23 protein-coding genes and 3 pseudogenes are annotated in these 23,538 nt (G+C 33.9%); 5 read left to right on the forward strand and 21 right to left on the reverse strand.

The annotated features are described in order from the left end of the window. Positions 1-7 precede the first annotated feature (7 nt). From MHI39_RS19740 to MHI39_RS19790, 11 genes and pseudogenes are all read right to left on the reverse strand, one after another. A complete protein-coding gene (locus MHI39_RS19740; RefSeq protein WP_342540012.1) occupies positions 8-1,165 on the reverse strand; it encodes a pitrilysin family protein in 1,158 nt (385 codons plus the stop codon). A gap of 135 nt (positions 1,166-1,300) precedes the next feature. Further along, positions 1,301-2,383, reverse strand: a complete 1,083-nt coding sequence (locus MHI39_RS19745; RefSeq protein WP_180213760.1) for a YcaO-like family protein — start codon at positions 2,381-2,383, stop codon at positions 1,301-1,303. 16 nt (positions 2,384-2,399) lie between these two features. Continuing rightward, positions 2,400-3,449, reverse strand: coding sequence for a YcaO-like family protein (locus MHI39_RS19750; RefSeq protein ID WP_180213761.1), 1,050 nt, complete (start codon positions 3,447-3,449; stop codon positions 2,400-2,402). Then, the gene (locus MHI39_RS19755) at positions 3,436-4,263 is read right to left on the reverse strand and encodes a hypothetical protein (RefSeq protein WP_180213762.1); all 828 of its coding nucleotides are present in this window, start codon (positions 4,261-4,263) and stop codon (positions 3,436-3,438) included. The genes MHI39_RS19750 and MHI39_RS19755 overlap by 14 nt, the downstream gene beginning before the upstream one ends. Then, complete coding sequence (locus tag MHI39_RS19760; RefSeq protein WP_180213763.1) at positions 4,256-5,137, reverse strand: McbB family protein; 882 nt, start codon at positions 5,135-5,137, stop codon at positions 4,256-4,258. Before MHI39_RS19760 ends, MHI39_RS19755 begins: the two co-directional genes overlap by 8 nt. Before the next feature lie 129 nt (positions 5,138-5,266). Further along, on the reverse strand, positions 5,267-5,497 hold the full coding sequence (locus MHI39_RS19765) for a hypothetical protein (RefSeq protein WP_180213857.1): 231 nt from the start codon (positions 5,495-5,497) through the stop codon (positions 5,267-5,269). Between the two features lie 93 nt (positions 5,498-5,590). Further along, positions 5,591-5,824: a hypothetical protein gene (locus MHI39_RS19770; RefSeq protein ID WP_180213858.1), complete on the reverse strand. Its 234-nt coding sequence runs from the start codon at positions 5,822-5,824 to the stop codon at positions 5,591-5,593. A gap of 89 nt (positions 5,825-5,913) precedes the next feature. Continuing rightward, on the reverse strand, positions 5,914-6,153 hold the full coding sequence (locus tag MHI39_RS19775) for a hypothetical protein (RefSeq protein WP_180213859.1): 240 nt from the start codon (positions 6,151-6,153) through the stop codon (positions 5,914-5,916). A 427-nt stretch (positions 6,154-6,580) separates the two neighbouring features. Then, positions 6,581-7,709 (reverse strand): IS3 family transposase gene (locus MHI39_RS19780; protein WP_152984831.1). Its coding sequence is split into 2 segments (ribosomal slippage): positions 6,581-7,444 and positions 7,446-7,709, totalling 1,128 coding nucleotides; the frame shifts between segments, so codons are not numbered across the junction. Between the two features lie 1,495 nt (positions 7,710-9,204). Continuing rightward, a complete protein-coding gene (locus MHI39_RS19785; protein WP_218958471.1) occupies positions 9,205-9,390 on the reverse strand; it encodes a hypothetical protein in 186 nt (61 codons plus the stop codon). Positions 9,391-9,794: 404 nt separating this feature from the next. Then, a pseudogene (locus MHI39_RS19790) lies at positions 9,795-10,899 on the reverse strand (IS3 family transposase); the annotation flags it as partial. Positions 10,900-11,179: 280 nt separating this feature from the next. On the opposite strand from MHI39_RS19790, the gene MHI39_RS19795 reads away from it, so the two are divergent. Continuing rightward, positions 11,180-11,587 (forward strand): ester cyclase, encoded by a 408-nt coding sequence (locus MHI39_RS19795; protein WP_180213860.1) that lies wholly within the window; start codon positions 11,180-11,182, stop codon positions 11,585-11,587. 442 nt (positions 11,588-12,029) lie between these two features. Here MHI39_RS19795 and MHI39_RS19800 read toward each other — a convergent pair. After that, a pseudogene (locus tag MHI39_RS19800) lies at positions 12,030-12,470 on the reverse strand (ester cyclase). Positions 12,471-12,494: 24 nt separating this feature from the next. After that, positions 12,495-13,076, reverse strand: a complete 582-nt coding sequence (locus MHI39_RS19805; RefSeq protein ID WP_342540013.1) for a TetR/AcrR family transcriptional regulator — start codon at positions 13,074-13,076, stop codon at positions 12,495-12,497. 221 nt (positions 13,077-13,297) lie between these two features. Between MHI39_RS19805 and MHI39_RS19810 the strand changes: the two genes are divergently transcribed. After that, positions 13,298-14,545 (forward strand): MFS transporter, encoded by a 1,248-nt coding sequence (locus MHI39_RS19810; RefSeq protein WP_342540014.1) that lies wholly within the window; start codon positions 13,298-13,300, stop codon positions 14,543-14,545. A 287-nt stretch (positions 14,546-14,832) separates the two neighbouring features. On the opposite strand, the gene MHI39_RS19815 is transcribed toward MHI39_RS19810, so the two are convergent. From MHI39_RS19815 to MHI39_RS19845, 7 genes and pseudogenes are all read right to left on the reverse strand, one after another. Then, a complete protein-coding gene (locus MHI39_RS19815; protein ID WP_078110539.1) occupies positions 14,833-15,372 on the reverse strand; it encodes a GNAT family protein in 540 nt (179 codons plus the stop codon). Next, positions 15,369-15,865, reverse strand: a pseudogene (locus MHI39_RS19820) (IS1595 family transposase); the annotation flags it as partial. The gene MHI39_RS19815 and the pseudogene MHI39_RS19820, both read right to left, overlap by 4 nt. A 349-nt stretch (positions 15,866-16,214) precedes the next feature. Continuing rightward, positions 16,215-16,640 (reverse strand): hypothetical protein, encoded by a 426-nt coding sequence (locus MHI39_RS19825; RefSeq protein ID WP_342540015.1) that lies wholly within the window; start codon positions 16,638-16,640, stop codon positions 16,215-16,217. Between the two features lie 58 nt (positions 16,641-16,698). Beyond that, positions 16,699-17,316, reverse strand: a complete 618-nt coding sequence (locus MHI39_RS19830; protein WP_342540016.1) for a DnaB-like helicase C-terminal domain-containing protein — start codon at positions 17,314-17,316, stop codon at positions 16,699-16,701. Continuing rightward, positions 17,309-17,941, reverse strand: coding sequence for a DnaB-like helicase C-terminal domain-containing protein (locus MHI39_RS19835; RefSeq protein ID WP_342540017.1), 633 nt, complete (start codon positions 17,939-17,941; stop codon positions 17,309-17,311). The genes MHI39_RS19830 and MHI39_RS19835 overlap by 8 nt, the downstream gene beginning before the upstream one ends. Then, the gene (locus MHI39_RS19840) at positions 17,938-18,861 is read right to left on the reverse strand and encodes a DnaD domain protein (protein ID WP_342540018.1); all 924 of its coding nucleotides are present in this window, start codon (positions 18,859-18,861) and stop codon (positions 17,938-17,940) included. Before MHI39_RS19840 ends, MHI39_RS19835 begins: the two co-directional genes overlap by 4 nt. 212 nt (positions 18,862-19,073) lie before the next feature. Next, on the reverse strand, positions 19,074-20,045 hold the full coding sequence (locus tag MHI39_RS19845; RefSeq protein WP_216385431.1) for a tRNA-dihydrouridine synthase: 972 nt from the start codon (positions 20,043-20,045) through the stop codon (positions 19,074-19,076). 568 nt (positions 20,046-20,613) lie between these two features. Between MHI39_RS19845 and MHI39_RS19850 the strand changes: the two genes are divergently transcribed. The 3 genes from MHI39_RS19850 (at position 20,614) to MHI39_RS19860 (ending at position 22,530) form a co-directional block, all read left to right on the forward strand. After that, entirely contained in the window at positions 20,614-21,099 is a 486-nt protein-coding gene (locus tag MHI39_RS19850; protein WP_058003288.1) for a hypothetical protein, read from the forward strand. 197 nt (positions 21,100-21,296) lie between these two features. After that, the gene (locus tag MHI39_RS19855) at positions 21,297-22,100 is read left to right on the forward strand and encodes a hypothetical protein (RefSeq protein WP_342540019.1); all 804 of its coding nucleotides are present in this window, start codon (positions 21,297-21,299) and stop codon (positions 22,098-22,100) included. Next, positions 22,078-22,530 (forward strand): hypothetical protein, encoded by a 453-nt coding sequence (locus MHI39_RS19860; RefSeq protein ID WP_342540020.1) that lies wholly within the window; start codon positions 22,078-22,080, stop codon positions 22,528-22,530. Before MHI39_RS19855 ends, MHI39_RS19860 begins: the two co-directional genes overlap by 23 nt. Positions 22,531-22,981: 451 nt before the next feature. On the opposite strand, the gene MHI39_RS19865 is transcribed toward MHI39_RS19860, so the two are convergent. Further along, positions 22,982-23,482, reverse strand: coding sequence for a carbonic anhydrase (locus MHI39_RS19865; RefSeq protein ID WP_058003426.1), 501 nt, complete (start codon positions 23,480-23,482; stop codon positions 22,982-22,984). Positions 23,483-23,538 lie beyond the last annotated feature (56 nt).

Below are 23,538 nucleotides of genomic sequence, written 5' to 3' on the forward strand. Positions count from 1 at the left end.
AATAAAATTATGTTATTCCCTCAATTATTGAAACGGATGGTTCTTTTGAAAAAAGTTCAAAAAGGACTTCATTAATATTATCTACTGTAATTTTCTCAATTAACTGGAATATGTCGTCAATTTGATTGGGGGTTTTGTAAAAATCATTGTTCTTAGAGATATCCAACACTTCGATTTTTCCTAATTCCATCATCCTTGAATCAATGCTTTCCAAGCTAAAAGCATATTGACTTTTAATCATTGATTTTGCTTTTAGCAGTTCATTTAAATTAATACCATTTTTTTTGAGCTCTTCAATCACTTTTTTAATTTCCCCTATTAACATATGAATCGAATGTAATGAAGGACTTGAGGTATTAATTAAAAATATCCCCCCCTCTTTATATATTAATGGCAATGTTCCAACGGAATATATCAATTCCTTATCCTTTCTTAGAGCTTTATACAAAATCGATGAAAACCCTGAACCAAATATAGTATGCAAAATTAAAAACGGGACTATTTTTTTACTCGAATAAGAGAAACATTGATATCCAATAGATAAATAGTGTTGTTTCAGACTTTTTGATTCCTTAATATATTTTGGTTTAAAACTTATTTTTTCAATTTCCTTCTGTTCATACTTTGCTTTTGAGCAAATTCTTGAAAAGTATTTTTCCAAACTATTTAATAAATTCTTTTCTATTAGACCTGAAATAGAAATAACTATTCTATCTCCACAGAGATTTGAATTATAATATTCTGCTAGGGTCTTGTTATTAAAGTCACCAATAGATTCAACTGTACCTAGAATACGTTGAGAAAGAGGATGACCTTTCCAAGAAGCTTCAATTAGATTATTTTGACATCTTTCATTATATCTATCTTCATAATAATGAATCTCATTAGTGATAATTTTTTTCTCAGATTCAATATCTCGATCCTCAAAGCTTGGATACATAATTAAATTAAATAATACTTGAATTAATTTTCCTGTATTTTCAGAAAGAACTTTTGAATAAACACATACATATTCCTTGGTGGTAAATGCATTTATTTTCCCACCAATACTTTCAACTATTTCTACAGCTTGTGAACTCTCATAAAATTTATTTGTTCTAAATAGCATGTGCTCAATAAAATGTGAAATTCCATTTTGACTATATTCTTCAAATTTTGAACCCATTGAAAAGAAAACTCCTATCGATGTAGTTTTTACACTTTCAACTGGATCCAAGATTACCCTGATTCCATTGCTTAAAAATACCTTTTTCGTTTTAATCCCCTCCTATGTTAAAAAAAATTATAAAAATAATTAGGACTATGGAAATGGAATTTGTCTATAGGCATTTGGAAATTCGGATACATCTGTGTTAAATTTTAGACAAGTTTGTTCCTCTGCATATAAAACAGGAAACATATGCGGATATCCGTTTAGTGCAAAGACCTTTACAATTTTTGTATGAAAACCATCATAAAAACAAGGAATCATAGCGCAATACGGTTCTAAGTTTAAATCCCTACTAATAATGGTAATTTTTTCAGAAAATGATAGGTTCTTCTTTGAATGGTGTTTATCATTTATATTAACTGAAATTCCATCCGTCAATAATAAGAAAGACCATTCATTAAAAAAATCAGTTGGAGTGAAAGAGTTATAAAAATCACTATAAATATCACCTATTTTACTATTAGAATTATCTGCGTTTGTTTCTCTTTTATCCAAATTATATTTAGTCCAACTGTTTCCAAATCCTTGTATCATCTCTGTTAAAGCTCCAACCAAAGCATTATTTATATCAAAGTCAGCTTTTAGGCCAATGGTTTTATAATATTTTCCAATTCCTATCCCAATTATAGTATGTATGTCAGAATGTAATGAAATATCGATTAAATATATGTCATCAACAAAGTAATATATTTTAGATAATAGCTTTCTCAATATCGGGTCGGAAATATGTTTGACCTCGATATTCCTTCCGCAACTTTTAGTTAACCATGTAAAAGTTAAACACTGTCTTTCATAGAACTCCATATATGCATTATATATTGCATTATCTGAAATAGTGTGAGAGGCAATTCCACAAGTATCATTAAACAAATCTAAATTAGCAAAATAAATTTTTTCGCTTTCTACTTCTATTTCCGAACCATCAATCAAACTAAAAGCACTGGTTTTTGAACCCTTTTTATCTAAACGGTATAGTGAACTTCTTTCAATCCATTCACCAATTGAAGATTTTATAACATTATCTAAATTATAATGAAAATTATGTCCTGTTTCATTTGGGTAGTTAGGTGAATTTAAACATGATTGCGTTCCCTGTTCTAAATAATCTGAACGATCTACAATGAACATTTTTCCTAAAAATGGTACTCCTTTAGGATAGTTTTTTAAAATCATTAATAACCCTCCTTCCCTAAACAATGATACAGTCAGGGATATTATTAATATCTTTTTCCGTTAAACCTAGAAAATTCACATTTATTGGAATCGATAAATCAATTCTACTTTTTATTGGTATGTGATTATTAAGATATTTTGAAAAGACTTTTACTATTTTTATTCTTTTAAAATTGCTGTCTAAATATATAACATGTATACTTTTTATCCACTCCGGTATTCCAGATAAGATAGTTTTCATTTCTATTTCATCTGCATTTATATTTATATTTTTATCTAAATCTGAGAAACTATAATATTCTTGTATAGAATTCAAGTGGTCTAGACATAAACGATGATAATTCATGTCTAAATTTCTTTTATATTTATGGTTTTGATGAATAAAATCAACATAAATATTTTGCCATTTCAACAAATATGCCTCTTCCAGTGCAGAATTAATACATTCATAAATATGTAAACTTGAACCAACGCCACCAGATAAAATGAGGCCATCCTTAATTACAACCGCTATAATAACTTTAATGGGATAAAAATCTGTATTAATAAAAATCCTAACATCCAAATCTTCTTTTATAAGTCTTTGATAAATGGTATGTTTTTTGTAAAAGATTTCTTCCAATAAATAGCCTCTTCGTCCGTACCAGAATAGAAACAACGAATTTTTTTCAATAAGTTCTAATAAAGCTTTTTTAGTTGCATATCTATTATCAATATGTGCTGCTGTTCCAGTAGTATCTATACAGTACGGTTTGTCGATCCTATACGTTGTATATTCATATGGTAATTGACTTATTTCTCCAGATATTAAGTCAAATGTTTTAACTATATTCGTTCCGTTATCTCTTTTTCCCCCAAGCATTAGCGCTCGTCTTTCAAGTGATTCTGAAAAGCATTTTTTTAATGAAATATTTTTATTATTGCTAATTGCATTTGTACCGCTCGGTCCAATTTTATTCCCTATTTTAAAATTTCCAATATAGGCATAACTGCTATAGATTTGATCAATATTAAAATTACTGACCGGTATGTTAAATAATAAAGACTTCCTTTCAATATGCATCATTTATCTGATCCTCAATATAGCCAAACCATTGGAATAAGCCAATAGGAAAGTTTTTTGGATTCAACCCAGATAGATAAGCTGACGCATTATCATCAAAGGAAGACCAACATAGTTCTCCCAGATCTTCATTCATATCAATTAACGTCTCTCTTAACGACTGTACCATCAACCCAATCTCAATTAAAGCATGTCTGTAGCCTCTTTCCTTATATTTCGCAATAGCCCTTTTTATGTTAATTGCATAACCAATCAGGAAGTTAGATTTAATATCAGAACTTGTTGAATTTACAACTGACAAAAATTCTTCAAACTCGTCATCTTCCCACCTTTTAATTCTTTTTAAGGACATTTTATAGGTATCAAAAACATAGCATCCCCTTGAATTATCCAATCCTTCTACAATATTGTTATCCAAAATATAGATAACCGGCATAACAGGATAAATTGCTCCAGCTGAAGGGTATCTTTTAGAACCACTATCCACACTGCGGCCGTAAGCAAGGTATATAATTTTTAGAAGCAACTCCTTTGACATTTTCCTATCTATATTAAAGGAAGAATAACTATGTTGAAATTTTACTTTTTCTACATCTACTTTAATTTCATCCAAATAAAAATTAGGAATAATATCTGTATATTCTATATTATCTAACCAAGCAAATATTTCTCTGTTATATGGCATAAGTTTGCTACCATTAGTAATAATTGATGCACTTTGATGGAATCTAAGCACCTTATTTAACACGTTTTCATCTAAAATATTATCTAAATAGCGATCCCAATGAACAGATTTATCAGTCTTTATTTTACTCATAGCAATCACACAACTCCCAAAAAATTCCTGTATCATTTGATTTCTGCCTAGTAATAAGATCCATCATGATACAGTTATTAATATCTTGTAATGATTCATTACTAAATAAAACCATACCGCTTTCTCGAATAATAAATCTATCTAATTGATTTAAAATAACTGATAAAATATTTACAATTTCTATTGGTCCAAGTGGTGTTTCCACCTTAAAGCTAGAATCTTCTTGATAGATTAGATCAATTAAGTGTTGGTATGTCAACTTGCCTGTTTCATCAACCCTTAACTGTGACTCGATATGACCAATATGGCAAAAATGACATGGATTTCTCCAACTTTTTCGATATAATGAATCTACAAAAAACTTATTATGATATACATAACTCATCATTAAAATAGAATTAGAATTCTTAATTTTATCCACAATATACTGAGCTAATTTTTTATCGTATGGATTAAGAAAAACCATTACCAAATCACTTTCATCAAATTCAACTTCATCTATTTGCATAACTACTTCTATCTGTTTTGAATTTTCTTTTAATAAGTATTGAACACTTTCAGTTAAACCTTTATGATTTGAGTAAAATTTTATTTTTGTTACATTAAAATTCATTTCCTTAACTTTACTTATAATCTTGTAATTCAATAGAAACTTGATAGCATCCTCCGTATCTTCATTAAAAAAGTTTGAGAAGTAAGATTCATCCAATTGCACATTATATAATTTATCGAGTAATTCAATAAGGTGAATCATACTTTTTTGGGTAATTTTTACAATTCCGTGCTTATTTTGTACTATCACTGAATCAGAGTCAATTTTATGAAAAATAAAATTTTCAACTACATATGTTTCTTCCTTTTTTATAGTTAACAACACAATCGCCTCCCACCATAAAGTATTACTTTCTAACAAGTAAATTTTTTTAAGGTTAATATATCAATAGAATTATTAATTAAGTATGGTAAGTTATCTTGTAACTTACCAACTTACCATACTTGAGTACTATGCACCCTTTACTTTCTCCACCTGAGCAGCACCTCCACCCCCAGAGCTACTACTACCAATTTTTGCACAAAGAAGGATTATAGGAATGTCTTCCCACCAATTATCTTCTTTTAGTCCAATTTCTTGATAGCCTGTGAAAACTCCATTGCCAAACTTTTGTTCATTTTGAATTGTATCCATAGATTCAAATAATTTCTTAGTTGATGGCGGTTTGTTAATTTCGGCCATTTTCTCACCTCCTCAAGTACTTTAGGACGAATATCCCCATTTACCAATTAATAATGAAATCAATCAAATTTCTAATTCTTGTGCTTATATTTCCTAGTTCATTAACTTTTCTGCCTGAGCAGAACCTCCACTCCCACAGCTACTACTACCAACACTTATACAAACAATAATTCCGGGTAGGTGTTCCCACCAAGGCCCATCTTCATCTTTTAGTCCAATTTCTTGATAACCTGTGAAAACTCCATTGCCAAACTTTTGTTCATTTTGAACTGTATCCATTGATTCATATAATTTCTTTGTTGATGGTGGTTTATTAATTTCAGCCATAAATTAACCTCCTAAAAAAGTAATTACGGTTACAGAAACCAATTATCAATTTGTAATGATTTCAATTCAATTTCTATTTTTTTGTTCTTTCAATTTCCATATTGAGTGACCTTTTCCGCCTGAGCAGCGCCTCCACCCCCAGAGCTACTACTACCAACTTTTGTGCAAAGAAGGATTATTATGTCGTCCCACCAATGTCCATCATCTCCATTTAACCCAACTTCTTGATAGCCTGTGAAAACTCCATTACCAAACTTTTGTTCATTTTGAATTGCATCTATTGATTCAAATAATTTCTTAGTTGATGGTGGTTTGTTAATTTCGGCCATTTTTTCACCTCCTTAAAATTACTTTAGGGTGAATAAATACTGATGCCAATTAGTATTGATATAAATCAATTTTTAGCTCCTGATCTTTAAATTCTATGATGGTTGAAATATTTTTCCTTAACAGTACCTACACCCACAAAGCTACTACTGTCATCACTTAAACAAATGATAATTCTAGGAGAGTAAAGTGGACCCCTTCGTCAAGACACTAATTTAAATTTTTTAAGGTGGGTCAGAATCCATTATGGATATCTGCTTTATAGGAGCTAGAGGTGCTCACTGGGGCTAGGGGGGTGGTAGGTGCACATTTTTTTGCGAGTGATTCATCCTACTCTATTTTTCCTTCTCAGGGGAGGTTCTGTCAAGGGCGAGCGGAGCGAGGGCTAGCCATACCCTTGACAGGTTCTTCCCTGAGAAGTATCATCCCTTATGGATGAATCACTCCGAGGCCATAAACGGAGGCGGGGGGTTTATAGCCAATCGATTGGTGAGGGCGTTCATAGTTATAGAAGTGGATAAAATTGTTAATCTCTTTCCTTGCTTCTCTTGGACTCTCGTAATCTTTTAAGTAAACCTCCTCATATTTAATCGTTCTCCATAACCTCTCTGTAACAATATTATCAAGGGCTCTTCCTTTGCCGTCCATGCTAATTCGGATGTCCTTATCCAGCAGTAATCCGGTATATTGGGGACTGGTAAAATGGCTACCCTGATCACTATTTAAGATCTCTGGCTGTCCTACCGACAGAGCCCGTTTCACTGCCTCCAAGACAAAGTCAATCTCTAGTGTTTGGTCTAGCTCCCAGCTAACGACAAAGCGAGAATACCAGTCTATCAGAGCTACAAGATACATCCAGCCTCGTTGGAGGCGAATGTAGGTAATATCGATTCCCCAGACGTGGTTAGGGTGGCTAATGGCCAAATTTCTAAGAAGATACGGATAGATCCGGTGCTCAAGATTGCGTTTACTAAGGTTAGGGCCGGGAGAAATCCCTGCAATGCCCATTTCCCGCATATGACGTTGTACAGCCTTGCGATTAATATTTATTCCATTGTTGTTTAGAACAACAGTAATTCGCCTAGACCCAAAATAGGGATGCTTGGTATAAATTTCATCAATCTTGTGCTTGATAAATATTTCCTCAGGAGAAGGCTCGACTGGCTTATAATACAAGCTAGTACGATTGAGCCCAAGCAGCTGAGCCTGGGTAGTGATTGGCAGCTCTTTATCATCCCAATCAATCATTTGAATACGCTCGGCCCTACTCCTTGATTCCAGATTTTTTTTTAAGCCACGACAATTGCGTGGTTAAACGGCCAACCTCAGCGTAGAGGTTTTCAATTTGATTTTCATATTCCGCCTTCATTTGATCCGCTTTTTTATTTTCTTTAGCGAAGATCGAAGGCATTTGATCAAGAAATGCATTCCTCCATTGTCTAATTTGATTGACGTGAATTCCATGAGATGAAGCGATTTCATTCATGGTCTTTTCTTCCTTTAGGACCTCTAGCACGATTTGAGCTTTAAACTCTGGTGTGTATCGATTTCTTTTCATAAACCTACTTTAACATCTCCTCATTTCGTGTCTAGTTTCTTGGGTCCATTATAGAGCGTTCCAACCAATGACTTTCATATTCTTTTAATCCAATTACCTAATAGCCTTTGAAAAGTCCATTGCGAAACCTTTGTAACTTTGAACAGTTTCCTTGATTCAAATAATTTTCTTATTTGATGTTGGTTTAATTTATCACATTATCGTCACCTCCCTTAAAATCCCTTAATATCAAATAAATACCATTTAATAGACATAAGTAACCAATGGCGTATTTTTAAGTTAAAATATCCATATATAACTAAATGTTATTAAAGTAGTCCATCTAAGATTTCACATAGATTTTCAAACATTAGCTAATTCATACGAACTTAATATACCTTCACTATTCGATATTAAATAGAAGTCTTAATGTAATGTAGTAAGTTCTTGAAAATCTTATGTTTGTAGCAGTGGGAATCTAACGTATCTTTAAGTACAAAATCTTTTTCTAGTATTAAATCTTATTTAATGTAAAACGAATAATGAAGTTTCGTAACAACAGGAGAAATCATCCTATGAAAAAATTTATTATATAATTACACAAATACAAACAACGTCTTTCGCATTACTCAGATAATTTAAAATGTTCTATTACTATTAATGTATATTTTTCCCAAAAATATGTGAATAGGACCTAATTCCTATTTATAAAAATTGAATAACGTTCGAAGCATAAATTAAACTTCACTTGTTAAATATAGGTTTCTGACAATTTGTTGACTCTTTGCAAACTCTAAATAGAATTAAAAACAGACCATCCCTTTTTGAAAGAATGGTCTATTCTTAATTCTCCTCTACTATTACTATTTTCTTATTTTATAGCATGATTCTTCTCTTAAGATATTTGGAGAATGGGATCGGCACCTTTATTCACAGGCTTAAGATTTATAAATATATTTATTGGTTCTGGATTAACAAAACATCTATCTATCTTGAAGATTAGATAGATGTTTTTGCACTATGCACTGGTGAATGTAAAAAAAATCCAACAATCTTCAGAAATAGTGAAAAAATCTCTGCAATGGTTATTTCTTTAGTTGTGGGAAAAATCAGTTTAATCATCTAAAAACTACTAACCTTTCTAGTTATTGATCTATATGAATTTGAATTCTAAAATATTCAAGGTGATATTAAAGCACAGTTAAAAACAGGTAATATTTAACTATATCATGCTAAGGTTTTTTTACAGAAAAAACTAACAAATAGAACAGGATATTATAAATATTTCTACATATATGACAAAGAAGACCCTTTAGAGTGCTTACATTGCATATATTATATTGGTTTTAGGCACTTTTAGCCTCAAGTTATTTCAATTGTCTAACTCAGTGCAAATATAAGAAAAAAACACCTAACTCAAGCACTTTAAAGGTATATTTTCAAAAATAAAAATTGTAGAATAACTGTTAAAGTTTTTATTGTTAATTTTACAGACACTTAGCAGATTAATTGATAACTAAAAATAAAAACCTTTAAAAAGTAAAACGATATCCCCAATTAAACCTATTGAAAAAAACACTAAATAGTAACTTGCAGTTGAAATGTCCTTATTAAATAACTCATTAAATGCTTGTATAAATAATTCTTGAAAATCAAACCAACTTAATATCCAACCAAGAATAAGAAAACCTATAATTGCCACTTCTCACTTCTCTCCTTACATTAGAATAAGATTTTATATCTCAACCTGCAAATATTTAGACATTGCTTCTTATTATCTATTATCCCCCTTTTCTGCTTTTTTGAAATTCTATCTGCTGATGAACATTTAAGTACCTCTATTCTATATTTATTAAAATATATTATCTATTTCTTTATATACTTAATAAATCCTTTTTTCAGTGGATTTGAGGCAATATTTTGGACAACAATATATTAAGTTTTAAATCAATTTCCAACCTTTTATACAGGATAACCGTCGAAGGCTTGACATGGAGCATCTGCGAGCACAATTTCTTAGCCAGAAAGCCAGCTAACTAAGTAATGTTGGCTAGAAGCCATACAGGCTATCATGCTCGCCTCTCCATGTAAAGCCTGTGGTTTATTTTAAGTTTGCATTATGCCAACGCTCACCAAAATTTCGTTTTCTAACTCTTGTGGAGTCTTGTATCCGATGCTTCCATGTATTCTTTTTCGGTTATACCAGCCTTCAATGTATTTGAATAAAGCTATTTTTGCAGAATCAAAATTAGGTACTTCACATGATTCACTTCTTCTTTTTTTAGACTGGCATGGAACTTCTCAATACAAGCATTGTCATACGGAGAACCTTTATGACTAAAGGAGTGTGTCATTTTATAGGTTTATATTTTTTTCGCAAAATCATCGCTAGTATATTGTGGACCTAGGTCTGAATGGAAGACTACGCCATCACTTGGATTCTGTGAATCATAAGCATTTTCTAGTGCCATAGTAAACAAATCAGTTGTCATCGTCCGTGAAAAAGAGTAACCAACAATTTTTTTAGTGTGTAAATCCATGACAGAAGCTAGATAGCACCATCCATCTTTTAATGTATGAATGTACGTAATATCTCCGACCCATTTTTCATTAACAGTAGTAGTTTTAAAGTCTCTTTTTAGAACATTTTCTCGCTCTAATATTCGCCCTTTGCTTGGGGTTGGTCTGAACTTTTTAACTACAATTGACCGGATGTTGGCTTCTCTCATCAATCGCTGGACACGTTTTAAACTCACATTAAAACCTTTCTTACTAAGAATATTGTGGATTTTAGGAGCTCCATAATATTGTTTACTTTCTACATGGATTTCTTTAATTTGTTTGGTTAACTCATTATTTTCTCGTTCACGATTTGACTCTAGTTTTTGAGAAGTTTGATAATAAGTACTTCTCGGGACATCAAGGACATCACATTATCTTTGAATGGAATACTGATCTTTAATCTCTTTGATAATATCTGTGAGCTCATTGAAATTCACTTTTTCGCGAATATGGCCATAGTCTTTTTTAAGATTTCATTCTCTTCTTGAAGGCGAAGCATTTGTTTCTTCATCTTGGCGATTTCATCAGCTGTGACAGTTGATCCATCCTCAGTTTGAATGGGGGAGAATTTCTTAATCCACGAATAAATTGTTACTTCAGAAACGTCATATTCACTACTTAAATCTTTAACTGAGCTACCGGAGTTATATCTTCAATATATTTTTTACCTGTATTTTTGTTTCCCATATGGACACAACCTTTCTTTATCATTCTTGTCAAGTTTTTAAAACTTAACTAAGATGTTTCCATGAAAATATCCTAGCATCATCATATAGTTTGTTGCTTTGTAAAAGATTCAGCGATTCTTATAAAGTAAATTCTAACGTTCTCAATATTGCTGCCTAAAACTTATCCAAAATGTATATCAACAATTTACATAGGAAGATAAATCCTTTAAGCTTTACTTAATTTATTAATAAAAGGAAAGGATGATTGAATTGAGTATAGAACAGCACGATACACCAACTTACACGTTAAAGGAGAAAGCCGTTGATTTTCTACAGCTTGTCGCATCAGGGCAAGTTCGCGAAGCCTATCAAAAATACATCGGTCCTAATTTTCTACACCACAACCCTTTTTTCAGTGGCGATGCCGATTCCCTCATGAACGCGATGGAAGAGGATGCTACCAATAATCCACAAAAGATTCTTGAGGTCAAACGGGCCATTGAAGAGGCAGATACCGTTGCGGTTCACTCCCATGTGAGACAAAATCCTGATGACCTTGGATGGGCTATTATCCATATTTTCCGTTTCCAAGATAACCAAATCGTTGAAATGTGGGATGTAGGACAAGCAGTGCCAGAGAATAGCCCTAACAAGAACGGGGCGTTTTAACGTATTAGTTGAAACGATGTGTGTCGAACAATAATTTAAATAGAAGATTCAGATGATTATTCGGCCATTCAAACTTTTCGCTCAAACCAAAGTTATCTAGTGGAATGAGGGCTTGTCCGTTGGTTCTGTTAAAATAAACATATTTTTTCCTGCTATAAAAAATTTTTATGACGATTTATTAACATAAATTTTGGAAAACTGCTATAAAAATTTTATAGTAAGGTAAATTTCCGCAATAAAAAATTTTTAATGCGGTATAAATTATAATATCTTTAAATTCTACTGTAAAAAATTTTTAAATAGGATTTATTTTCAATTATCCGTCTGGATTAATGCACCTGATTGTTTAAGTGCATTCTTTCACAAATGTTTCTTTTTTGAACTTCCTTTATTAAATGAAAAGATTCAGCATATACAGCTGAATCTTTGCTAATTCTTCTCTCTAAATCCACCTTAAAATTGAATTAGAAGCATTACGTTCAAGCTGTTTATTTATACCTAATCGATCTATTTGTATCCAATACTCAGCAATTTTTTCGTCTTCCACTCAATATACTGCACTTGCTAATTCAACTAATGGTAGTCCAGTGGTTTGATATTTCCCAATATTCCCTTGATGTTTCCCTGCTTGCTTCCACCTTACGTATACTTTATTTCCTGGAGAAATAAACTCTTGAATCTCAAATGAAAAGTTACCATATGTTTCAATCATTTCTTTTACGTGTTCTGCATATTCTTGTGGTGTTCTTCGAATTGTTTGTTCTTCTTCAGATACAACTTGATGTGCCACTACACTATCTGCCATTAATTCATTTGAAAATTCCGGATTCTCACCTGATCGGACTATCTCTAAAAAGTTCCTCACAACTTGTTCTGGTGTCATTAATAATCCCCCTTTAAATAGCTATTATTGGTCTAATACTGTCAATATTACCGCTAAAGAATTATCTATGAATGAGCGTTCCGGACGAGATTTTATCATAACTGTAAGTCCAACTAATGAAGTGACTAGCATCTGTGCTAATGCTTTAGAATTTAGATTATTTGTAAATTCCCCATTTCTAACTCCTTCGTCAATTAATTCCTGAAATAGGACTGAAAGATACATCTGATGTTCCCTAGTCAAAATTTCAAACTTTTCATTATGGGAAGCTAATTCTACCATTGTATTTATACAAAAACATCCCTTGTCCGTTTCTTTCTTATACTCCTCCTCTACTAGCTCTTCAAAAAAAGTTTGAATCCCTTCTTTAGCAGGTCTATTTTGCAGTTTGATACGAACTTTGGAAGCATGTAATTTTGTATACCTTCGTAATGCAGCTTCAAACAAACCTTCTTTGTCACCAAAAGCTGCGTATAAACTTGGACGCTGTATGCCCATTTTTGCAGTTAAATCGCTTAAGGAAGTAGCTGAATATCCTTTTTCCCAGAAAAGGTGCATAGCTGCATCTAAAGCTTTTTCCTCATCAAACTCACGTAGTCGAGCCATCTTATCCCTTTATCTCCTTTACCATTTAAAAATTATATACCGAATAGTATGTTATACATATTATTTCAATAGTGAATAATTGTCAATTATTACGAATCATAATAAAAAAACTTTTATTAAAAGTAAATTAATTGACATTACATCATTAAATTGATTATATATTAATTGTGATAATTATATACCAATTGGTACAAAATAAAAAAACAAAAGGAGAATGATTTATGGATAGGAAAGAACAGATATCAACAACTTCTAACCTTCATAATAGTCAATTACTGTTAGGTCGTAGTACAGTTATGACCCGTTATTTAACATTCTTATTTGCAATAGCTTGCGGGGTAGCAGTTGCCAATATTTACTTTGCTCATCCTCTATTGACTGCAATATCAGATGAATTTAAAATTCAACATTCCATTATTGGAACAGTAATTTCTATCACTCAAATATGTTACGCACTCGGATTAGTATTCCTAGTGCCACATGGAGACCTAATAAACCCTCGAAAACTCATTATTGTTCAAATGCTTTTATTAGTTTTAGCTCTTTTTTTTATTGGGATTTCTCCCACAAGTACATTCCTTTTTATTGGTATGGCCTTAGTAGGTTTCCTAGCGACTGTTACACAGACACTTGTAGCATTTGCATCAACACTGTCTAATCCTACAGAACGTGGTCGTATACTAGGTATTGTTACAAGTGGCGTAGTAATTGGCATTCTCCTTGCTCGGACATTTGCTGGAGTATTGACAGACTTTAGTGGTTGGCGTTCAGTATATCTTACTGCAGCTGCCATTCTGTTTTTGATAATATGTTTACTATACAGAATATTACCAAATTACAGAAATAGACAATCACATTTGTCTTATCCACATTTATTACATTCTGTCCTCTTATTATTCTTACAGGAGAGAATTTTATGGATTCGCGGTATATTAGGATTTTTTATTTTTACTTCCTTTAGTATTTTATGGACTTCTTTGGTATTACCACTTAGTGCAGCTCCGTATCATCTTTCACATACTGCTATTGGAGCATTTGGAATAGCTGGGGTTGCAGGAGCATTAGCTGCTATGAAAGCCGGAAATCTAGCAGATAAAGGAAAAGGCCAACGAACAACTGCCATAGCTCTGTTTCTATTATTAATATCATGGATACCTATAAGTATGATTAATTACTCATTATTTTTACTAGTTATTGGAGTTATTCTGCTAGACCTAGCAGTACAGGCTATACATGTTACAAACCAAAGTATAATTTTCACAGTACGTCCTGAAGCAAGAAGTCGGCTTACTGCTGCTTATATGATTTTTTATTCCATTCGTAGTGCATCAGGGGCAATTTTTTCAACATATGTTTATGCACAGTATGGATGGAATGGAGTATGTATTTTAGGTGCTACTATCAGTGGTATAGCTCTTTTATTTTGGGCAATAACTTTTTTTAAGGCGTATCATGAGAAGGGCATATAACTATTTCTTTCACAATTTTAATCTAACATTGACTTAAAAAATAGATTCTATGTATCTAAATTGGAATAGTACGATACTTTTGTTTTCATTTCGTTTAGTAGTGTTTTTATCAAGATATATTTTTTGAATTATCCCCTCTGAGTGTTATATAAGGAAAGTATAATGAATATTACAGGAATACTGCCGATGTAGTACAAAAAAGCTGATAACTTTTGTTGATCAGCTCTTTCCCGTTAATAAAGGGAACTACATATATTTGAAGTTCCCTTTTTCTATTTAACCTTCCGTTAACAGAAGAACTCGTGTCGAAGAATACTCATTCTTAAACGGTCAACAAATTCACCATTTCTTAATCTGTCTTGTCTCAATATACCTTCCTCAACGTACCCAATTCTCTTATAAGACTTTATTGCCTTTTCATTATCAACTTCTACTCTAAGCCAAATCTTGTTAAGGTCTAATTCATTAAAACCCCATTGAAGCATCTCTTTCATTGCGGAGAACCCATAACCTTTACCCCAGTAGGTTTTATCACCTATTGCTACTCCTAATTCGGCGTGTTTATTGAGTTTATCTATGTTTTTCAAATCTATCCAACCGATATGCTTTCCTTCTTCTGTTTCGATGGCTTTTTGTTCATATCCGTTTGTTTTGTTAATGCACATTTTAATCCAACTCATAGTTTCTTCTTTACTAAAAGGTGGATATTTCTCTGGCATATTTAAATGCTTTGTGACTTCTTTATCAAGACACCATCGAAAACGGTCTTCAACATCATTAAGAGTTAATTCTCTTAAATAGACTTTCGGTAATTCAGTTGTTTTCATTCTCTTTCCTCCTGTTGGTTTATTCTATTTTTAAACTTTATCTCGATGGAAAATTCTGATAATCTGAGTTTATCATAGGTAGTATCAGTTGAGAACAAGCAGCTTTCAATACTCATCTTACTAACCGTTGTATCATCATTTCGGTGTTTAATTTGGTCTAAAAATTGAAACCAACTCAAATAATGGCCGAGATATTTGGTAGCCACGCTATTAAACCGATTTAGCCAGCCCTTCAAGCGACTGTGATAACTATTCACATTTTCAATATGGTAAACACCCCGGACTCGCTCCTTACCATCTGATTTATATCTGTAATGCTCAAGTCCTTTTTCTCTTGCGTTGGTCATAAATGCCGCCACGAGCCGATTGCTTCTTCCAAACGGGTTTTTACAATCCGTCCATGACCAACCACTTTAGAATATATTATTTTCTGACGGTCTCTTGCCACAAGAACACAGACTTGTTCCTTGCTAATGCCTCGTTGTGATGATGAAAAAACAATGTAATTTATGAAAAATATTTCAACTTCACAAATCATGGGCAGACTCCTCAGCCATTCAAAAGATTAAATTACAAAACGTTTCTAACCCCAAGAAAGCAATAAACATAAAAAGAGGCACATCAAAAGTTCGCAGTAACTAATGAAAAGCCTCAAATTTTTTACCTATGTTAGCATTTTGTTCGCAAATAACTTCAAAACCCTTATATATTAGGGGATTGAGCGGTCATTACATCATGCCACCCATAAGACCATACCCACATCAAATTTACACGGCATTTATTCAAAAACTTATGAAAGTTATCTTTACTATCCAGCTGATTAAAATCAAAATCCCCCTCTATCACTCCCCCTTCACAAAATACCCCACCACCACAGGAAAACACTCAAACTCCTTCCTCATTTCCCGAAACGAAATCACATCATTACCCCTAGCAAGCTCGAAATCTAGCAAATATTCATGACAGTTCAATGGGTTCTTATGAAATGACTTCCTATAGAATTGAATGGCCTCTCTCTCACTTCTAGCATAAATAAAAACAAAGGTTTTCCGATCCATCTTCAGGGAGTAGATACCAATTCTACGAATCCCTAATACATTCCTTTGCACCAATTCCGCTACTTTCTCATGTTTGACTTGATTCAAGCCTATTTCAAATACATCGTCATCTAATGCAATTTTCTTCTCTGCTAATAAATAATAAAGGATATGGGCCAGTGTAGATTCCTCGTAAATCAAACTATACTCGTACATCTCTCTCACCAACATGTGATAACCCCCCCGTGAACTTTTTAAAAACTGCATAAGGTTAACTGGAGTTCGAATTCTATTCTTTCCGATCCTCAATCGCCCCTGTATGCTCGTTGTATTTCACCTTGATTGTCCCAACGGGTCCATTTCGGTTTTTCGAGACAATCATTTCAAGGGAATGATCCTCGGAATCCTTGTCATAATAGGCTTCACGATATAAGAACAATATGATATCGGCATCCTGTTCAACACTACCTGATTCGCGAATATCGGACATCATCGGACGTTTATTTGCTCTCGTTTCGACTGATCGATTAAGCTGTGCCAAGCAAATGATGGGGCAGTCAAAATCCTTTGCCATCGTTTGGAGGGCTTTTGATATTTCTGTTACCTGTAAATGGGGGTTCCCTCCGTAAAATTCATTTGATTGGATCAAGGTTAAGTAATCGATAAAAACGACTGGTTTCTTCGACGGAAATTCATGCACTAGCTTTCTTGTTTTCGCTCTCATTTCAGCTACAGTTTGCCCCGCCCCATCAAAGATTTGCATATTGGTTTCATCGAGATCACCAATGACATCCGACCATTTTTTCTTTTGAGTTTGCGTGAGCATTCTTTTCGGATCCCGCATTTTTGCGCGGTTAAATCCTCCTGTCGAGGCCATTAATCGAGAGGTGATTAGCTTTTCAGGCATTTCTAAGGAAAAGACGAGTGGCAGATAACCTGCCCAGCCAGATATTCTGGCAATGAAGCATCATATCGGTTTTTCCCATCGAAGGTCTCCCCGCTACAATCGTCACTTCTCCACCCTGAAAGCCACCAGTCATGAGATCGAGCTTTTTAATCCCTGTTGTCACACCTTTCGCATGATGCTGCTCTTCCCAGGGGGCCTCATAAATTCGCAGCAATGCTTGGTGTATAGAGGTATGATCCTCCATTTTCGATTGGTTTATTTTATCCAATTCGTCAACGACTTTCGCAATCTCCCAATCATTCATCGCAGCTAGCGTTAAGATGTTTCTTTTTTCCCGCTCCTTCCAGAGCTCAAGAATGAGCTTCTCTGTGTCATTAAATTTCTCTATATCTGCATAAGATAAAAGCTCGGTTAAATAAGACATGCCACCAAATGATTCGAGATCAGGGAGGGTAGTAAAGGATAGCAGATCAATATTCTTTCCCTCCCGCTTGAACGTCACCATTCTTCTCATTAGCTCTTTGTGCCGTTCACTTTCCAAATGATCTGGCTGGATGACGGTATCGTGAAGCAAGTATTCCGCTTTTATCAAGCTTCCTAGAAACGTTTTTTCCACAACACTCATTCATCTTCCCCTGCCGACAGGTCGAGTTCAAATTCCTTTGGAATCGCTCTTCCAGGAGAGTACGATTCAGTTGATAATTTACATTGCCTTTTCTTCTTATCCTCCGAATCAACTTCTTCTACCGTAAGTAATGATTCATTTTCCCAGTTTTTCAAAATTCCTACGATATAATTCAGCTTTCGCTTGTTATTAGCACAGGCAATATTCATGGCTTTTAATATCATTTCCTTCGGCTGTGAAAATCGAGAATCATCTAACCAAGCTAACAGCTGCTGCTTCGCATTTACATTCGTAAAACCAAAGCCATTCGCATCCCAACACGCAATAATTTCTTTCACATCATCATTCATTGGATAGATGATTTGTTGTTGTTTTTCATTTTCTTTTTGTTTTTCTTTTTGCCCACGTGTCGTATAACGAGACAGTGACGTATCGTCAAATTCTTCACAATCGGTTAGTCGTGGGGATGTTTCATTCTCTATTCCTACGTTCCCTTTCTGTTGATAAAACGCTTCATATAAACTTCTAATCTCCTGTTTATGTATGAATTCTGAAACATATCGAATTAGCGAAACATCCTCGACCTCTTTTAATTCGGAAAGGATACAATCCATGACCGGTTTTCCGCCTTTTTGAAGATTCTCTCTTCCCCAATTTTTAATCGCCAGTTCCCTTGTTTCCGGATTGTAGCGAATCAACTGATGGTGCTCCTCGAATCGCTCCATTAACGAATGCACACTTTCAATCGAATAGCCCAAATCAAAAGCCATTTGTTTTTTCGTAATTCGATAGATTCCAATTTGCGTAGTATGCGGATTGGTCAGCAAATACAGGTAAAAATACTTATCCTCTGGGGTCATCTCTTCTAAAACAATCGGATTCTTCCAAAATTCAGTACGCACCATTCGATACTTTGCCATCTTCATCCCTACCCTTTCTTCACTAAAATTGCCTTCATATATAGAAATATAAATGAATGAAGAAAAAGGACACCCTACTTTTCAAAAAGTTCGCAAAAATTTTGTTTTCCATTTGAATGTAAAAAAAATTGGCAGGCATGAATAGGGTTTCATACCGCATTCACACCAGCCAATAAACTGTATAATATAAACTTTTACTTTTGAGGGTCACCTCAATTTTCTACTTTTGCCATAAAGCTATCAATCATCTCACGCACTTCATCAGTGGACTTAGTGCTCATCAATTGATTCCTTAATTCACTCGCCCCTCGGAACCCTTTGATGTATATCTTAAAAAAGCGAAGAAGGTGCTTGAATGGACGTGGCTCAAATTCTTCTGAATATTTATCATGAAGATCCAGCTGTAATCTTAAGAGATCCAGTAATTCTTCACTGCTATGTTCCCTCGGCTCTTTTTCAAAGGCAAATGGATTGTTAAAAATACCACGCCCAATCATTACCCCGTCAACACCATATTGTTCAACAAGCTTCAAGCCAGTTTGACGGTCAGGAATATCCCCATTGATCGTCAACAGTGTATCTGGTGCCACCTGATCACGAAGCTTCTTGATCTCTGGAATTAGCTCCCAATGAGCATCTACCTTACTCATTTCCTTTCTTGTACGCAGATGGATAGAAAGATTAGCGATGTCTTGTTTCAATACATGTGTTAACCAGTCCATCCATTCGTCTACATACGTGTAACCAAGCCTTGTCTTCACACTAACAGGCAATCCCCCAGCCTTAGCTGCTTGGATGATTTCTGCAGCGACTTCTGGACGAAGGATAAGGCCGCTTCCCTTCCCTTTGGCTGCCACATTATGCACAGGGCAGCCCATATTGATGTCCACACCCTTAAAGCCCATTTTCGCTACACCAATGCTCGTTTGCCGAAAATACTCGGGCTGATCTCCCCAAATATGGGCCACCATTGGTTGTTCATCTTCTGTAAAAGTCAAACGTCCACGCACACTTTGGTTCCCCTCTGGATGACAATAGCTCACCGTGTTTGTAAACTCTGTAAAAAACACATCTGGTCTTGCTGCTTCACTCACCACATGGCGAAAAACAACATCCGTCACATCTTCCATTGGTGCTAGTATAAAAAATGGTCGTGGTAAATCACGCCAAAAATTTTCTGTCATAATCAAATCCAGTCCTCTCATTATGGGATACACGTTCTAACTCTCGTCCCAAAATAAAAAAGCAAAAAGTTCTGCTCCTTTACACTTATACCATGCTTACTCACTTTTTATCAATCGATAGTAAATTGCAAACATAATAAACTTTACTATGAACAAATATAAACAGCAAAGAAAAAGCATCTAGGGAAGTAGAGTGAGATACATGATCCATGTTTCTCTTGTATATTGTTGAAACTATTCTTATCAATTCGATGGAGTGATACTTTTGACCCCTCATGTCTAAAAGACGACGTATTTATTTTACACCGCATTGAATCGATCGTTCAATCGCTTATTTTTTCTTCATTAATTTCATCGTTACTCACTCAACTAGGCGATTATCAGTTTTTTATTTAGCATTCAATTGTGTCCCTTGCTGAAAAATCATCAATATTTATAAGCGCAAGACCGAAACCACTTTCTGCATTCGTTATATTGGAAAAAAGAGACCAATTTTTTAGAGTGTTGTTTTTTTATACTTTTCCTATTCTAGGGGATATTATTTCTGACAAGATTAGGGGGTCTCAGCATGAAATTGTTCAAGTATTCGAAATCATTGTTGCTGCTAATGATGATACTTCCTTGGTTTACAGTTCCATTGATGGGAAAAGAAGCTTTTAAGCGATTTTTACCTGCAGGTTTATTTATATCATTGATCGTTAGGATCGTTAATTTTATCGCAAAAAAGCGAAAATGGTGGTGGTGGTATCAAACCCTTCATCCAAAGATCTCTGGAGTCTTTCCTTTTATATGGGGACCCTTTTTAATTGGCTCTATGTGGATACTAAAATTGACATATGGCAAATTTTTCAGATATATGTTTTTAAATTTAGCAATTGATGGAGCATTTACCTATGGTTTGGTGTATTACTTGCAGAAACTTGGAATAGCGTCTTTAGTACGATTGAAAAAAATCAACCTATTATTAATATTTACTGTTGAAGCCTTGCTTTTATATGGATTTCAGATCATTAAAGATAGGCTCTTTTCTCAAACGTTGTTGCGATTCAAGTAACAAATAACTATCGGCTAAAAACCGATACACCTTCAATTCACTGAGAAAAGAGCTACATACTTCATAAGAATCGCTGAATCTTTTATTGAGTGTAAAAGCCGGCAGTTGGGCTTTTACAAAAGCAACAATTACGAAAACAGCCTAAAAATAAAATGATTGGGCGATCAACGAAACAAGAAATAACTCGGAGGACTTATATGTATAAGATGAACAAAACGTTTCGACGGGAAATCGCAAATGTTAGCATTTGGGGAACAACCTATATTCACCCAAGAAATCCCTATATCGTTGCTTTATGGTCAACTACTTTTCCTGGTTATGGGCATCTATTATTACATAAGTATATACGAGGCTTCGCTCTAATTATATGGGAAGTATTTATCAATCAGATTTCGCATCTAAACCTCGCAATGGTTTATTCTTTCATGGGAAAATTTGAATTAGCGAAAGAAGTATTAAATGTGAATTATGTCTATATGTATATTCCTCTCTACATCTTTGCGATATGGGACAGCTACCGTACGACTGTGGAAATGAACAATCTTTATTTATTGGCCGAAAAAGAAGAACCCCCTGTTAATGCGTTAACTGTAAAACCATTTGAAGTGAATTATCTTGATAAAAGAAGTCCTGTAGTCGCAATGTTTTGGTCAATGACCGTTCCTAGCGTTGGACAATTATATCTTCACCAGATTATCTCTGCTTTTTTTACTCTAATTGTGACTGTTATGTTTATTCATTACTCACACTTTATAGAAGGATTACATTACTTAATGCTTGGAGATATCGATAAATCAACGAAGGTTTTAAATAAACAATGGCTGCTTTATATGCCTTCATTGTATTTTTTTAATATCTTTCAGACCTACATGAATGTTGTGGAAAATAATAAATTATTTGAAGCGGAACAAAAAATGTTTTTAAAAAGCAAATACCAATCCAGTGATTTTAAAATTAAGGCAGCTAGGGTGAAATCGAATGCAAATTTACGCAACATTTGAATATTCAACTCGATTAGAAATTGCTATCACGAAATTAGAAAAAATGGGGATAAGTGAAATATTTGCTGTACCTCTAGATAACTGTCCCGAGGATAGTGAAATTTTTGATACCATTCATCGTTCAGATGGAAAATCATTATTGAGTAAGGGAATGATTCTTGCTGTATTTTTTTCTGTAATAGGAGCAAGTAGAGGATTCAAACTTCATTGGGGTCCTATCATTTGGGGACTGATTGGAGCAGCTTTTGGATTTATTCTTGGCTTTTGCATTGATCTATACATCCATTCGAAAAAGCCTAAAAATCGAAAAGCACTAAAAGGAAAGACTTCCGAAGTAATTATTATTATCAATTGTAAAGACTCTGAAAAGCGGGATGTCGAAAGAATTCTTTGGGAGCAATTAGCTGTTGGCGTTGGCAAGACCGAATAGTCCTTGAGATAGATGGGGTATTAAAGTATATATTATTCGCACGGAACGTTACTGCCTTCTTAACGATTAATCTCCTTTGTAAAAATTAGCTTTCGAATAATGAACTCTTCCTTCACTTCGTTTTTTCAGTTCCCACGACAAAAATTTCTATAGAAAATGAAAGAAGCTTTCGGTATCATCATGTAACTTAAGCGGCACAATCCTTTCCGTACCACTTTCTTTTTCCTATCGACGGATTTTACAATGGAGGCAAGAATAAATGAAAAGGAACGCCGATGCTGTCACATCAGCGTTCTAAATAGCTACTCTGCAAGAAGTGCGGTCGCAAAAAGGAAAAAAGTAATCCCTTCTCCAAACACCAGCAAGGGAGGGTTACTTTTCTTTCATAATCATCATGTAACTAAAAGTTGATTCTTCTTATTAAAAGTAGGAAGTTTTTATTAGTAAAACATTAAACCATTGTACTAGTAGAAGGATCGACAATTGAGAATACCCCACCGTTGTTATCAATCATTAAACCTTGGACATTAACATGTAACGGAACTAATGCATGATGTCGAATGACCTCAACACTCTTTTTGATATTTTCACTAACATTTCCACTTCCATTTAGCCAAGCATCTAACGTACCACCTTGTAATTCAGGTGTACTATTTTTAAAAAGATAGTCTAATGTTTTTATTTTGTCTTTTTCAAGTTGGGTAGGTAGCTTTATCGAGCGATGGCTTTTATCTTTTGTTCCAACAACGAAAATATCCTCAACATTTTCCTCATAGATAGCCATTATAACAGACCTCATTATATCTCCATAAGGATGTGAAATGATGCAACCATAACTTTCTATTGTTAACATATTTTCTGGTTGAATATTAGTTGTTTTTTGTAAGATAGGTACCAATTCTTGTTCAACGTCTGTTATTACTAATACTTTTTTATTTTTATTAATATTCATATAACATGCTCCTTCATAATTATTAGAATCATTTTTATGAATTTTTTTGAGTAACG

It is taken from the genome of Heyndrickxia sp. FSL K6-6286 (genome assembly GCF_038630395.1).
In the GTDB taxonomy this organism is placed as follows: domain Bacteria; phylum Bacillota; class Bacilli; order Bacillales; family Bacillaceae_C; genus Heyndrickxia; species Heyndrickxia oleronia.

What these genes read in the sequence shown, in the direction of transcription:
- MHI39_RS19740 (WP_342540012.1), bottom strand. Translation starts at nt 1,165, where the DNA reads ATGGGTTCAAAATTTGAAGAATATAGTCAAAATGGAATTTCACATTTT.
- MHI39_RS19745 (WP_180213760.1), bottom strand. Translation starts at nt 2,383, where the DNA reads ATGATTTTAAAAAACTATCCTAAAGGAGTACCATTTTTAGGAAAAATG.
- MHI39_RS19750 (WP_180213761.1), bottom strand. Translation starts at nt 3,449, where the DNA reads ATGATGCATATTGAAAGGAAGTCTTTATTATTTAACATACCGGTCAGT.
- MHI39_RS19755 (WP_180213762.1), bottom strand. Translation starts at nt 4,263, where the DNA reads ATGAGTAAAATAAAGACTGATAAATCTGTTCATTGGGATCGCTATTTA.
- MHI39_RS19765 (WP_180213857.1), bottom strand. Translation starts at nt 5,497, where the DNA reads ATGGCCGAAATTAACAAACCGCCATCAACTAAGAAATTATTTGAATCT.
- MHI39_RS19770 (WP_180213858.1), bottom strand. Translation starts at nt 5,824, where the DNA reads ATGGCTGAAATTAATAAACCACCATCAACAAAGAAATTATATGAATCA.
- MHI39_RS19775 (WP_180213859.1), bottom strand. Translation starts at nt 6,153, where the DNA reads ATGGCCGAAATTAACAAACCACCATCAACTAAGAAATTATTTGAATCA.
- MHI39_RS19795 (WP_180213860.1), top strand. Translation starts at nt 11,180, where the DNA reads ATGATTGAATTGAGTATAGAACAGCACGATACACCAACTTACACGTTA.
- MHI39_RS19805 (WP_342540013.1), bottom strand. Translation starts at nt 13,076, where the DNA reads ATGGCTCGACTACGTGAGTTTGATGAGGAAAAAGCTTTAGATGCAGCT.
- MHI39_RS19810 (WP_342540014.1), top strand. Translation starts at nt 13,298, where the DNA reads ATGGATAGGAAAGAACAGATATCAACAACTTCTAACCTTCATAATAGT.
- MHI39_RS19815 (WP_078110539.1), bottom strand. Translation starts at nt 15,372, where the DNA reads ATGAAAACAACTGAATTACCGAAAGTCTATTTAAGAGAATTAACTCTT.
- MHI39_RS19825 (WP_342540015.1), bottom strand. Translation starts at nt 16,640, where the DNA reads ATGTTGGTGAGAGAGATGTACGAGTATAGTTTGATTTACGAGGAATCT.
- MHI39_RS19830 (WP_342540016.1), bottom strand. Translation starts at nt 17,316, where the DNA reads ATGCCTGAAAAGCTAATCACCTCTCGATTAATGGCCTCGACAGGAGGA.
- MHI39_RS19835 (WP_342540017.1), bottom strand. Translation starts at nt 17,941, where the DNA reads ATGAGTGTTGTGGAAAAAACGTTTCTAGGAAGCTTGATAAAAGCGGAA.
- MHI39_RS19840 (WP_342540018.1), bottom strand. Translation starts at nt 18,861, where the DNA reads ATGGCAAAGTATCGAATGGTGCGTACTGAATTTTGGAAGAATCCGATT.
- MHI39_RS19845 (WP_216385431.1), bottom strand. Translation starts at nt 20,045, where the DNA reads ATGACAGAAAATTTTTGGCGTGATTTACCACGACCATTTTTTATACTA.
- MHI39_RS19850 (WP_058003288.1), top strand. Translation starts at nt 20,614, where the DNA reads ATGAAATTGTTCAAGTATTCGAAATCATTGTTGCTGCTAATGATGATA.
- MHI39_RS19855 (WP_342540019.1), top strand. Translation starts at nt 21,297, where the DNA reads ATGTATAAGATGAACAAAACGTTTCGACGGGAAATCGCAAATGTTAGC.
- MHI39_RS19860 (WP_342540020.1), top strand. Translation starts at nt 22,078, where the DNA reads ATGCAAATTTACGCAACATTTGAATATTCAACTCGATTAGAAATTGCT.
- MHI39_RS19865 (WP_058003426.1), bottom strand. Translation starts at nt 23,482, where the DNA reads ATGAATATTAATAAAAATAAAAAAGTATTAGTAATAACAGACGTTGAA.